Source organism: Dickeya undicola (assembly GCF_000784735.1).
GTDB classification, from domain to species: Bacteria; Pseudomonadota; Gammaproteobacteria; order Enterobacterales; family Enterobacteriaceae; genus Dickeya; species Dickeya undicola.
Window position 1 is genome coordinate 30,775 of sequence record NZ_JSYG01000012.1, and the last position, 12,783, is coordinate 43,557.

9 protein-coding genes are annotated in these 12,783 nt (G+C 53.4%); 5 read left to right on the plus strand and 4 right to left on the minus strand.

The window, feature by feature from the left end:
* Positions 1-319: 319 nt before the first annotated feature.
* Complete coding sequence (gene pdxR, locus OB87_RS06785; RefSeq protein WP_033568683.1) at positions 320-1,795, minus strand: MocR-like pyridoxine biosynthesis transcription factor PdxR; 1,476 nt, start codon at positions 1,793-1,795, stop codon at positions 320-322.
* Between the two features lie 196 nt (positions 1,796-1,991).
* Here pdxR and OB87_RS06790 point away from each other — a divergent pair, with 196 nt between their 5' ends.
* Complete coding sequence (locus OB87_RS06790) at positions 1,992-2,615, plus strand: FMN-binding negative transcriptional regulator (RefSeq protein WP_033568684.1); 624 nt, start codon at positions 1,992-1,994, stop codon at positions 2,613-2,615.
* A gap of 828 nt (positions 2,616-3,443) precedes the next feature.
* Complete coding sequence (locus OB87_RS06795; protein WP_033568685.1) at positions 3,444-4,784, plus strand: anaerobic C4-dicarboxylate transporter; 1,341 nt, start codon at positions 3,444-3,446, stop codon at positions 4,782-4,784.
* Positions 4,785-4,933: 149 nt separating this feature from the next.
* Here the strand turns inward: OB87_RS06795 and gltP are convergent, their stop codons facing one another.
* On the minus strand, positions 4,934-6,250 hold the full coding sequence (gene gltP / locus OB87_RS06800) for a glutamate/aspartate:proton symporter GltP (protein ID WP_033568686.1): 1,317 nt from the start codon (positions 6,248-6,250) through the stop codon (positions 4,934-4,936).
* A gap of 433 nt (positions 6,251-6,683) precedes the next feature.
* Positions 6,684-7,637: an HTH-type transcriptional regulator Cbl gene (cbl, locus tag OB87_RS06805; protein WP_033568687.1), complete on the minus strand. Its 954-nt coding sequence runs from the start codon at positions 7,635-7,637 to the stop codon at positions 6,684-6,686.
* A gap of 579 nt (positions 7,638-8,216) precedes the next feature.
* On the opposite strand from cbl, the gene OB87_RS06810 reads away from it, so the two are divergent.
* Positions 8,217-9,347 carry a linear amide C-N hydrolase gene (locus tag OB87_RS06810; protein WP_033568688.1) on the plus strand — a complete coding sequence of 377 codons (1,131 nt, stop codon included), beginning with the start codon at positions 8,217-8,219 and terminating at the stop codon, positions 9,345-9,347.
* A gap of 90 nt (positions 9,348-9,437) precedes the next feature.
* Here OB87_RS06810 and hybG read toward each other — a convergent pair whose 3' ends face one another.
* Entirely contained in the window at positions 9,438-9,713 is a 276-nt protein-coding gene (hybG, locus tag OB87_RS06815) for a hydrogenase maturation factor HybG (RefSeq protein WP_033568689.1), read from the minus strand.
* A gap of 397 nt (positions 9,714-10,110) precedes the next feature.
* Here hybG and OB87_RS06820 point away from each other — a divergent pair, with 397 nt between their 5' ends.
* Together OB87_RS06820 and hyfB are read left to right on the plus strand one after the other, a co-directional pair.
* Positions 10,111-10,737: a 4Fe-4S dicluster domain-containing protein gene (locus OB87_RS06820; RefSeq protein WP_033568690.1), complete on the plus strand. Its 627-nt coding sequence runs from the start codon at positions 10,111-10,113 to the stop codon at positions 10,735-10,737.
* Positions 10,734-12,773 carry a hydrogenase 4 subunit B gene (gene hyfB, locus OB87_RS06825; protein WP_050515658.1) on the plus strand — a complete coding sequence of 680 codons (2,040 nt, stop codon included), beginning with the start codon at positions 10,734-10,736 and terminating at the stop codon, positions 12,771-12,773. The genes OB87_RS06820 and hyfB overlap by 4 nt, the downstream gene beginning before the upstream one ends.
* Positions 12,774-12,783 lie beyond the last annotated feature (10 nt).

Here is a 12,783-nt window from a genome sequence, read left to right on the forward strand (position 1 = left end):
ATTGCAAAACACGCGTATATACCCAAATAATTCGCGTTGCAGGAAGGCGGCAAGAGAGTTGGCCCCGATGCGCTTACACAGGTAAGTGATTCGGGTGAACGAACGCAGCCAACGCATCTGTAACTTGAAGTATGACGGGTATAAAAAACTCATACGCCAGATAGTGCAAAATACCTGCCATCTTCACGGTGATGGCGAACTTATCGGTAAAAAAATGCACTCACCCTACCTCCGGCGTGGCTGAGCCTTTCAAGCGTAGCTGAGAGATGGCAAAGAGAGCGTGACCAGGGCACGACATCAATCACATCAGATGGTGCAACTAAGGCATAAGCGGTGTTAGTACGGTTCGCAGTCGCCGGACGGCATACCGCAGCCTCTCAGGGGAAAATCCGCCAAACCCCAGCATCAGGCCCGAACGGTGTGTCGTTCCGGCATACATCGGCGAGAGCGCACGCAGCGCCAGCCCAGCGGCATGTGCCGCACGCTCGACCGCCACATCCGAAACCCCCTCAGGCAGCCACGCCACCAGATGCATCCCCTGATCACAGGGTTCGACCTGCAACCAGGGGGTTTCGCGTTGCAGTTCCTCAATCACTATCCGACGTCGTTCAGCATAGACGGTGCGAATACGGCGAAGGTGCGCCTCGAAGTATCCCTCCTGCATATACGCCGCCAGCACGTGCTGGTCAGCCAACGGTGAAGCGCGCCCCATCAACGCACGGGCCCCGGCAAACGCCTCCGTCAGCGCAGCGGGCACCACCATATACCCGAGCCGCAACGACGGTGCCATCACCTTACTGAAGGTGCCCAAATAAATGACGCGCTGGGCATCCAACCCTTGCATCGCGGGAAACGGATGCCCGGCGTAACGCAGTTCGCTGTCGTAATCATCTTCAACAATCCAGCTATCGTGCTGCCTGGCCCATTCCAACAGTGCCAGACGTCTCCCCATGCTGAGCGGCATACCCAGCGGGTATTGATGAGACGGCGTGACGAACGCCGCCCGTGCATCGGCATACCGGCTTAACGCCAGTTCTACATTGATGCCCTGTGCATCTACCGGTATTCGCCGGGTTTGTACGCCGCATTCGGCCAACACTTCGGTTAGCCCGGCATAGGCTGGGTCTTCCGCCCAGGCACTATCGCCAGGCGACAATAAGACCCGTGCCGCCAGATATAATCCTTGTTGGGTGCCTTCTGTCAGAATGATGTTATCTGGCTCACTGTTCACCGCTCGCGACTGGCGCAGATACGTGGCGAGCGCCTCCCGCAGTGAAAGCAGTCCTCTTGGGTCACTGTAGCCCGTCAGCGCTGCCGCCTGGCTGGCTCGCACCCGGTTGCCGATACGCCGCCAGCGATCGTCCGGTGCCACCGCCCCTTCAGGCACCGCCACCGAAAACGGCACCGCAGGTAACGGCGTCAGTGCACGGGCGATGGCAGCATAACGCTGCGCTGAGGAGGGCAACGACACCGTAGTTGGGGAAGCAGGGGGGGAAACGGTCACGCTGACCGGCGTCATCGCATCAAACGCGGAGGAAACCCAGGTGCCGGAGCCGCTGCGCGCATCCAGATATCCCTCGGCTGCCAGTTGTTCAAACACATCCGCCACCGTCGCACGCGCCAGCCCGAGTGTTCGCGCCAGCGTTCGGGTCGACGGGATACGCTCGCCCGCTTTCAATTCCCCGATCTGAATAGCCTGCCGCAGCGCCTGAGCCAATTGACGGCCCACAGACCCCGCAGCCCGGTCCAGTGCCCCCAACGCAGGCAGTTCGGTCAAACAACGCGCTCGTGGCATCCGCAATTCACTCCTTCGTCAGGTTTCGCGCAGAACATCGCTATCAATACCGTGTGTCCATCACGAGTCATGCGCGGGTTCTGCCCATAAATAGTGGCCTATCAATATAGGACATAAGTGGCCCTTCAATATAGACCACTTTACCGCACAATATCCGGCATGAAGACATGACCTCGCCACAGAAGGAATCATTACTATGTATTGTCCACATGTATTTCGGGAAACACGCCAACCAATACTACACGCGCTGATGCGCGCCCACCCACTTGCGATGCTGATTACTGCGGGTCCTGGTGGTCTGTCGGCCAACCTCGTTCCTTTTCTGTTAACCGATGATGGCGTCTTCGGGACATTACGAGCCCACTTAGCGCGTAATAATCCCCAGATAAATGCGTTAAAGGCGGTCAGCGACGTGCTGGTCGTGTTTCAAGGACCGGACAGCTATATCTCACCCGACTGGTATCCATCGAAGCAGGTGCACGGCAAAGCAGTACCGACCTGGAACTATGTAATGGTGCAGGCACGCGGTACGCCAACACTGATAGATGACGCTAATTGGCTACGGCAGCAGGTTAGTGACCTGACCCAGATTCATGAACATCTGCGCCCCCGGCCGTGGCAAGTGGACGACGCGCCCGCCGCGTTTATCACTACCCAACTTAACGGCATTATCGGGCTGGAGATTCCGATCACGACACTCGACGGTAAATGGAAAGTGAGCCAGAACAGAACACCGGAAGACCGCCAGGGGGTAATGGATGGGTTACAACAAGAACATGGCTGCCCGGCGATGGTCAAATGGGTGGGAGCCCATAGGTAAAAGAACACAGTCCTGCGACTCCCGTTACCACCGTTACCACGGGCTTTGGGCTACCTGACGTATTTCTGACAGATAACACACTGTACTCGTCATACTTCAAGTTACAGGTACGCGGGCTTGATGACTCGGCTCATCACTGGGCCTGCTCCTGCGGGACCGCCGCGTTACAAGGCGTTAATGAGCCTTACTCTAAACTCGAATTCTTTGGGGTATATTTTAATAACCAGATAAACTATTAACCACTCTTCATCATATTCATTCTGTTACAACTGGAATAATGTGATGCCATCGGTAGATTTATAAAATAACACATGCAACACCGCCGGGAATTATTATCATTTACCCCCAACTATCTGCATACCCGGTTGACATTAAAGAAATAGAAATCAACATAACAACAAAATAACATAAATCAATAAAAATCATATAGTTAATATATATTGTTATTACCATTACATTTTCACCAATAAATAAAACTCACCACATGCACGCTATTGGAGCAATAAAATAACCATAAAAAAACATCAACTCAACAAAACAAAAACACCGACAAAGATAAAATGCTGCAACAATAAAACCAATGAAACAAATTCACGACAACTCATCTTTATTAAGAATTATAAAATTAATCTTATAGTTAATAAACTAAAAAAATCAGGCGGTTTTTATTCTCGCTATATATCCATTTAATTCACTATCAGAGAAAGAAACAGTTGGAATAGTAGATTTAGATCAAGAAAAAACAGTCGGAATAATCTCTATAGTACCCATGACGACAGTAATCCAATCTCAATTAATTAACTCGTCATTTTGAGCAATGGGGAATCTATGGACTTTATCATTCAACTTATCATAGTCCTGATCTGCCTGTTTTACGGTGCGCGAAAAGGTGGTATCGCGCTCGGATTACTAGGGGGTATCGGGCTCGTCATTCTGGTTTTCATCTTTAAACTAGAACCTGGGAAACCGCCAGTTGATGTCATGCTGGTTATCATTTCCGTCGTGGCCGCGTCGGCTACACTGCAAGCCTCCGGCGGGCTGGATGTGATGTTGCAGGTGGCGGAAAAAATGCTGCGACGCAACCCGAAATATGTGTCGATCATTGCGCCGTTCGTGACCTGTACGCTGACGATTCTGTGCGGCACCGGCCACGTGGTGTATACCATTCTGCCGATTATTTATGACGTCGCCATCAAGAACAACATCCGCCCGGAACGGCCGATGGCCGCCAGTTCGATCGGCGCGCAGATGGGGATCATCGCCAGCCCGGTATCGGTAGCGGTGGTGTCGCTGGTCGCCATGCTGGGTAAATTCACCTTCCACGGCAAACACCTTGAATTCCTGGACTTACTGGCAATCACGATTCCCTCTACCCTGTTGGGTATTCTGGCCATCGGGATTTTCAGTTGGTTCAGGGGTAAAGATCTGGACAAAGACCCGGAATTCCAGAAGTTAATTTCCGTACCAGAAAACCGTGAATATGTATACGGTGACACAGCCACCCTGCTGGACCGCAAACTGCCACGCAGCAACTGGATCGCCATGTGGATCTTCCTTGCCACTATCGCTGCGGTAGCACTGCTGGGCGCGGTGGAAAGCCTGCGTCCGTCCTTCGGCGGTAAACCGCTGTCGATGGTGCTGGTGATTCAGATGTTCATGCTGCTGTCGGGTGCCATTATCATTATCGCCACCAAAACCAATCCGGGATCGATTTCGAAGAATGAGGTGTTCCGTTCTGGGATGATCGCGATTGTTGCGGTGTACGGTATCGCCTGGATGGCGGAAACCATGTTCGGTGCACACCTGACGCAAATCAAGGAGACACTGGGCGCACTGGTGAAAGAGTACCCGTGGGCGTATGCGCTGATCCTGTTGCTGGTGTCCAAATTCGTCAACTCGCAAGCCGCTGCGCTGGCTGCAATCGTACCGGTTGCACTGGCGATTGGTGTTGACCCGGCGTACATCGTGGCATCCGCTCCGGCTTGCTATGGTTACTATATTCTGCCGACCTACCCCAGCGATCTGGCCGCTATCCAGTTTGACCGCTCAGGGACCACCCACATCGGCCGGTTTGTGATTAACCACAGCTTCATCCTGCCCGGCCTGATTGGCGTCAGCACCTCCTGCGTATTCGGCTGGGTGTTCGCTGCCATGTACGGGTATTACTGAGTTATCCACTGCGCCGGGCACATCGGCGTAGTCATCGTTTCTCCCTCCAACCGCCCGTTCGGCCCCAGCCGTCGGGCGGTTTCTCGTTGCGGATTAATGCTGGTCACTTGACGTGACCAGCATTAGGTGACGGACATGATACGACAGAATTATTCCTGATTGGCCGGACGCGCCGCCAGCGCAGCCCGTTCCTGCTCGTACGCACGTGCTTTTTCTTCGTCGAACTGCCCTTCCCATTTGGCGATCACCAGCACCGCCAGGGCATTGCCCACCACGTTAAGTGCGGTACGCGCCATATCCAGAATGCGGTCAACACCGGCGATGAACGCCAGCCCTTCCAGCGGGATGCCGACGCTGCCGAGCGTTGCCAGCAACACCACAAAGGAGACGCCCGGCACACCGGCAATGCCTTTAGAGGTGATCATCAGCGTCAACACTAGCACCAGTTCCTGCCACAGGCTGAGATCGATCCCGTACAGCTGAGCGATAAAAATAGCCGCGATACTCTGGTATAGCGTGGAGCCATCCAGATTGAACGAGTAGCCGGTCGGCACCACGAAACTGGTGATGGCCTTCGGCGCACCATAGGCTTCCATCTTCTGAATAATCCGCGGTAACACCGTTTCCGAACTGGCGGTGGAGTACGCCAGGATCAACTCATCCTTCAAAATGCGGATCAGTGTCATGATACGCAGCCCACACAGCCGCGCCACCGTGCCCAGCACCACCAGTGCAAAGAACAGAATCGCGATGTACACCAGAATCACCAGTTTGGCGAGCGGCCATAACGACGCGAAACCGAAGTTGGCAACGGTAACGGAAATGAGTGCAAATACCCCGACCGGCGCATAGCGCATGATCATGTTGGTGACACGGAACATGGTTTCCGATGCACTGCGGAACACGTTCAGCAACGGTTCACGCTGTTCACGCGCCAGCGAGGACAACCCAAGACCGAACAACACCGAGAAGAAGATCACCGGCAGCATGTCACCCTTGGCTAGCGCGGCAAAGATGTTGGATGGAATCAACGACAAAATGGTACTCACCAGGCTGTGCGAACCGCTTTGCACCTGCTCGGTGGTTTTCTCGTATTGGGAAATATCCACCCGTGTGAGCATCGACATGTCGATGCCATGCCCCGGCTGGAACACATTAGCCAGCGTAATGCCGATCACAATCGCCAGCGTAGTAATCACTTCGAAATACAGGATGGTTTTGAAACCGATGCGGCCCAGCTTTTTGGCGTCGCCAACACCGGCAATGCCCACCACCAGCGTGGTGATAACAATCGGCACCACAATCATCTTAATCAACCGGATAAAAATGTCCCCAGCCGGGCTCAGGACGTTGGCGATCAGCCATTGTTTATTGGCCGGGTTTTCATGCAACCAGGCTCCAACAGCAATACCGATGATCAACGCGATGAGAATTTGCCAGGCAAGGCTAACTTTCTGTTTTTTCATGATACGAATCCATTGTCTGTGCTCCCTGCAACTACTTACTGATGGTTAAATGACTACCACCAGACACTCCAGCTAATGCTGAATTACGACAGATAGGGGGAGAAATGAAGGTTGTTTTTTGCACAATTGCGTGACCCACAGGCAAACATGTGACCCACTAAAACAGAATGCGTAATCAAATAGTTATTCATTTAAAATGCTCAACTATTTGTATCGCAAAAGAAAATAAAAAAACATAACTTATTGTTATGCCGCGACATGCTACTATCGCATCCCCTTGAGATCAAGCGCTTCATTCAGACGAACTTTCATAATTATGCGCTTCATCACTGTACGTAGGCAGCGCCCTTATCGGGGATGAATACCCAAAAATCCGCTCGCACAGAACACCATGCGATCGGATTTTCGGATGTAAGAGACTGAATCGCCACCGTCAAATTTGATAATCGATCACCGCGTCGTTGTCGTCGGCGAACACCCGCGCTTTGATATCATCCTGCGTCAGTTCCGGGTTGCATAACTGGATAAACTGCCAGGTGTAGTTACGTTGCAACTGTCCTCGTTTGAGGCCCAGCCAGACCGTATTGGCTTCAAACAGATGACGAGCATCCAGCCGCACCAGAGCGGGATCGCGTGTCGCGTCAAATGACATGTCGGCGACGATACCCACCCCCAAACCCAGCTCGACATAGGTCTTGATCACATCCGAATCCTGCGCGCTGATGGAAATATGCGGCGTCAGACCGGCGGCAGCGAATGCACGATCGATACGAGAACGGCCAGTGATGCCCTGCCGGTAAGTAATCAGCGGCACCGCGCTGAGCTTGTCCAGCGTCACCGCAGTCTCTTGCGCCAGTTCATGGCCTTCCGGCACCAGGATGGCGTGATGCCAACGGTAATAAGGAAATGCCGCCAGTGAATTCACATTCATCAACTGCTCAGTGGCAATGCCGATGTCCGCTTCGCCAGATTCCAGCATCGCCACAATTTCATCCGGCGTGCCCTGATTGAGCACCAGTTGCACCTGAGGATAAAGTGCACGGAATTCCTTGATCACGCCCGGCAAGCTGTAACGCGCCTGCGTGTGGGTGGTGGCGATCACCAGTTGCCCAACATCGTTATCGCTGAACAGGTTAGCCAGCCGCCGAATATGATTGGCGTCGTTAAGAATACGCTCGGCCATCACCAGCAGCTCTTTGCCCGGCTCGGTCATCCCCAGCAGGCGCTTGCCGCGACGAATAAAAATCTCGATACCCAGTTCTTCTTCCAGCTCACGGATATGGCGACTTACCCCGGACTGGGAAGTGAACAGGGTATTGGCGACATCGGTCAGGTTATAGTTGCACCGCGCCGACTCACGGATAATCTTCAATTGTTGAAAGTTCACGCCCTTGTCCCTTGTCCATCGCTGTTGTTAGCACTATTCATACGAAGTATTGTTATTTCATACAAATAAAGAAAACTTACTATTTATAACTTTTTGCGATATATGATAACGAATTGGCGACGTGGGTTTGAACGCTGTTAGCAGCAATCCCGGAGGGGTGAGGCCCATAAAATGGGACGAGTAGCGTAGCCAACACACCTGTAACCTGAGGTATGCCGGGTATATCTATCATCACCTTGCCTACACTGTGTATTGGTGCAAAAATCATTTTTTATTTTAACCAGATGGTATCAATGGCTTACTCTACTATTCAGCAATAAGGCGGTTCTATGTTACCCAGGGTTCATTTAGTCAACACATCCCAAGGGAGTTTTCTGGCGCCTGGTCAGGATCTGATAACTCAGCACCTGGTTACCAGAGACGAATGGGAAAAATGGTTATATCTCGTCACCAATTAATTCGCTAATTACACGACATGTCCTGTGGACAAGTTCTAAAACCATAAAATAAAAAACAAGAGACTATAATAAGAATTCAATATTAATTTTGACAATTAATAAGCAATCATGGGGAAATTAAATGAAAAAAAATAATAAGCATCTTAAGACTGCAGTATATGCACTATCATTAACAGTATTAACGCTAGGCTCAGCAGTTTCACTCGCCTGCACGCGGTTCGTTTATAAAGACCCTAATAACCCTGATTATCCTGTTACCGCTCGCTCAATGGATTGGGCATTCGATACGGAAACGAATCTTTGGATCTTCCCTAGAGAATTAAAACGCTCTGGTGCCGCTGGCCGGTATTCTCTTGAATGGACATCAAAATACGGTAGTGTTATTGCCGCTGCTTTTGATGGCAACGAGAAAATGGCTTCCACAACTGATGGCATAAACGAGAAAGGTTTGGCAGCTAACGTGCTCTGGCTGGCTGAGTCTGAATATCCTAAAATCAAGCCGACAGCGGAAAAACCGGGATTAAGCGTCGCTGCATGGGCACAATACGTGCTGGATAATTTTGCTACCGTCGATGAAGCGGTGAAATCGCTACAGCAGGAAAAATTTATACTGGTTACCAAAGACGTACCTGGACAGGATCGACTGGCAACGCTCCATTTATCCTTATCAGATTCGTCTGGCGACAGTGCAATCATTGAATATATCGATGGTAAACAAGTTATTCACCATGACCAAAAATATCAGGTAATGACCAATTCTCCGACTTTCGATCAACAGTTAACACTGAATGCTTATTGGGATCAGATCGGTGGTAATGTAATGCTACCAGGAACGAACCGCGCTGCTGACCGCTTTGTTCGTGCTTCATTCTATGTGAAGAATGTTGCCCCCAATAAGCTCATTCCTGGGGTAGCAGAAAAAGGGAAAATAGAAAAAGATAAATCGGATTTAGCCACCGCATTCAGTATCATACGAAATGTTTCGGTTCCTTATGGTTATTCTTTACCGAACATACCAAATATCGCTTCAACACGCTGGCGTACCGTTATCGACCATAAATCGCTAAAATACTTTTTTGAATCTGCTGTATCTCCCAATATCTTCTGGGTTGACTTGAAAAAGATTGATTTCGCTCCACGCGGAAATAACGCCAGCAAATTAGATTTAGGGCCAAACCAAAGCATCATTTATTCTGGTCAAGCTTCAGAACACTTTAAGCTGGCTACGCCGTTTAAATTTGCAGGATTGTAACTCTCTCACTTCGGCGTTGAATCCGCCGATTATACAATTTAAAACACAGTCCCGTTCAGAGCCATAATACCAATTATGGCTCTTCCCACCTCAAATCGACTTAGCCAGAAACGCGCCGACATCCGACTCCACTTCTTCCATCTGCCGTAGCGCATCCAGCGTGTCGCGCGCTTCCTGCTCGTCCAGCCGACTCATGGCAAACCCGACGTGTACCAGCACCCATTGGCCTACCAGCGATGACGGTTGCCCGTCTTCCAGCACCAGCGCCACATTGACTTCACGCCGCACGCCGCACACATCCACCCACGCCAGTTGATGATCCACCGACGCCCATTCCACCACCTGCCCCGGAATTCCCAGACACATAACATCCATCCTGTTGGTTGAAGTCACCATTGCTACCCGACAGCCTAAGCAAATTCGGTGCCAGCCACCTTGATCCCGCACCAGCCGCGAGCGGAAAGCCCACCATGATAAAGTATGTTGTAACTAATATCGCTTTGACCTGTAAAAAACCGCAGCGCTCGTCAAAAGTGTCGAGTTTTCAGCGTCGCCCGATGCTGTCGACGGTGACGACAATCGGGTAAAAACCGGCGGAAAAATGTCGTCACTAATGTCGAGCAGCAGGTTCGATTCGCTGAAACAGATAGCACACCATCAAATAACCAACTGATTTTAAAAGATATCAATCCACCATTTTTCTTATGGCATGGAATATGCTTCCGGCGCAGGAAACATTTCTATCACCCCGGAGGGTATGGCTATGAACCGCTTCGTCATTGCGGAGCCTACGCGTTGTATCGGATGCAACACCTGCATGGCGGCCTGTACGCAGGTACATCGTCAGCAGGGTCTACAGTCTCATCCGAGGCTGGCGGTCGAGCGTGATGCCAACGGCACCGCGCCGGTGTTATGCCGTCACTGTGAGGATGCGCCTTGCGCCAAAGTGTGCCCGGTCAACGCCATCAGGCACCAGGACAACGCCGTGCTACTGGATGAAAACACCTGCATCGGCTGCAAACTGTGCGCCATCGCCTGTCCGTTCGGCGCTATCACGCCATCCGGCAGCACGCCGCTGGCAATCCCGACTACGTTTGATCACCACATCCCGCTGTCGCTGCTGTCCGATGTGCCGGTAAGCCCGCCGTCGGTTCACCCGATGCTGGCGTGGAACGCTGGGGTGCGCAGCATCGCGGTGAAATGCGACCTGTGCGATTTCCGTGAACAGGGGCCGGAGTGTGTGCGTGTCTGTCCGACACACGCACTGTATCTGGTGGATGACGCCGCGCTGGACGATGCTATCGCCGCCAAACGCCGTCAGGCAGCGGAATGGCCGGAAGGCAACATCCCGTTTCCCGCCGCAGGGACTGACAGGGAGCAAACATTATGATGACGCCTCTGCAATTGATCACGCCACTGCACTGGCTGGGCCTGTCGCTCACGTTGTACCTGGCCGGTGCGCTGCTTTCGTTATGCCTGTGCCGCCAGGAGTCGCTGGCGATTCGCTTAAGCGGGCTGTGTGCGCTGGTAGGCGGTTGCGCCGGTGTGCTGGCGGCAGCGCCCATTTTGCTTGGTGGCGGTGTGCTGACCGCCGTGTTCGACGGGCCGTTTGACGCCTTCGCCCACCTCACGCTGCGCTTCGATACCCTGTCTGCATTTATGACGCTGGTGATCTCGCTGCTGGTGGCGGTGTCCGCCTTGTATTCACTGGCTTATCTGGAGGAGTACCGCGGTCGTGGTGCCTGGGCGATGGGGTTCTTCATGAATCTGTTCGTCGCCTCAATGGTGGCGCTGGTGGTGGTGGACAACGCCTTCTACTTCATTGTGCTGTTCGAAGTGATGTCGCTCAGTTCCTACTTCCTGGTGATCGCCGATCAGGATGAAGAAGCCGTCGGTGCCGGGTTGTTGTATTTCCTGATCGCCCATGCCGGTTCGGTGCTGATCATGATTGCCTTCTTCCTGCTCTATCGTCACAGCAGCAGCCTCGACTTTGCCGATTTCCGCCATGCCTCGTTATCCGCACCGCAAGCCTCGGTGGTGTTCCTGCTGGCGTTCTTTGGTTTCGGTGCTAAAGCCGGGATGTTGCCGCTGCATGGCTGGCTGCCGCGCGCACACCCGGCCGCACCGTCGCACGCCTCGGCGCTGATGTCAGGCGTGATGGTGAAGATCGGTGTGTTCGGCATCATCAAAGTCGGTGTTGATTTGCTGGGAGCGACCGAAGCCTGGTGGGGCGTGGTGGTGCTGGCGTTCGGCGCGGTGTCGTCGGTGCTGGGCGTGCTGTACGCGCTGGCTGAACACGATATCAAACGTTTGCTGGCGTACCACACGGTGGAAAACATCGGCATCATTTTGATGGGGGTCGGCGTCGGCATGATCGGTATTGCCACCCATCATCCGCTGCTGGCGCTGCTTGGCCTGCTGGGTGGGTTGTATCACCTGCTCAACCACGCGGTGTTCAAGGGGCTGCTGTTTCTCGGTGCTGGTGCGGTAATTTACCGCGTTCACACCAAAGACATGGAAAAGATGGGCGGTCTGGCTCGGTTGATGCCACGTACCGCACTGGCGTTTCTGGTCGGGTGTATGGCGATATCCGCCCTGCCACCGCTTAACGGCTTCGTCAGCGAGTGGTTTACCTATCAGTCATTGTTCACCCTCAGCCATGACGGCGGTATCGGTCTGCGGTTGGCGGCACCCGTCGCCATCGTGATGCTGGCGATCACCGGCGCGCTGGCGGCGATGTGTTTCGTCAAGGTATATGGCATCAGTTTCTGTGGCGCACCGCGCAGTGAGAAAGCCGCTCACGCCCGCGAAGTGCCCTGGCCGATGACGGTCGCCATGCTCCTGCTGGCGCTGTTGTGCGTGTTGCTCGGCGTCGGGGCCAGCATGATCACACCGGTCATCACCCGGATTGCCGCCGACCTGACACACATCCCCGCGGTGTCCATGGCGCAAGGACTGGGTGTCTTCCCTGGCGACAGCCAGCAAACCCGCCTCAATACCCCGCTGATTTTCATCCTGCTGCTGGCATTGCCGCTGCTACCGCTGATGCTCTACAGCCTGCTGCGCGGCCCGCGTCTCGGCTTTCGCCACAAAGGCACTCCCTGGGCTTGTGGCTATGGCTATGAGCAAGCCATGTCAGCGTCGGCCGGTAGCTTTACCCAACCGCTGCGGGTGATGTTCGCGCCGCTCTATCGCGTGCGTAAAACACTCGACCCGGTGCCCGCCATGCAACAGGCACTGGAGAAAACCACCCAGGCGGCGGCGTATGTCGAGCCGGTATGGGACGACCACGTGGTGATGCCGGTGGTCAGTGGTGTGCAGCGCATCAGCCGCGCGGTGCAATGGATTCAGCACGGCGACTTCCGGGTGTACTGCCTGTATGTGGTGGCGGCGCTGGTTGCCCTGCTACTGGCTACTCTGGCTTAAGGAGAACGGA

Bases quoted from the DNA above. Each gene is read 5' to 3' on its own strand.
- pdxR (WP_033568683.1), bottom strand. From the start codon at position 1,795: ATGCCACGAGCGCGTTGTTTGACCGAACTGCCTGCGTTGGGGGCACTG.
- OB87_RS06795 (WP_033568685.1), top strand. From the start codon at position 3,444: ATGGACTTTATCATTCAACTTATCATAGTCCTGATCTGCCTGTTTTAC.
- hyfB (WP_050515658.1), top strand. From the start codon at position 10,734: ATGATGACGCCTCTGCAATTGATCACGCCACTGCACTGGCTGGGCCTG.
- gltP (WP_033568686.1), bottom strand. From the start codon at position 6,250: ATGAAAAAACAGAAAGTTAGCCTTGCCTGGCAAATTCTCATCGCGTTG.
- OB87_RS06790 (WP_033568684.1), top strand. From the start codon at position 1,992: ATGTATTGTCCACATGTATTTCGGGAAACACGCCAACCAATACTACAC.
- OB87_RS06810 (WP_033568688.1), top strand. From the start codon at position 8,217: ATGAAAAAAAATAATAAGCATCTTAAGACTGCAGTATATGCACTATCA.
- hybG (WP_033568689.1), bottom strand. From the start codon at position 9,713: ATGTGTCTGGGAATTCCGGGGCAGGTGGTGGAATGGGCGTCGGTGGAT.
- OB87_RS06820 (WP_033568690.1), top strand. From the start codon at position 10,111: ATGAACCGCTTCGTCATTGCGGAGCCTACGCGTTGTATCGGATGCAAC.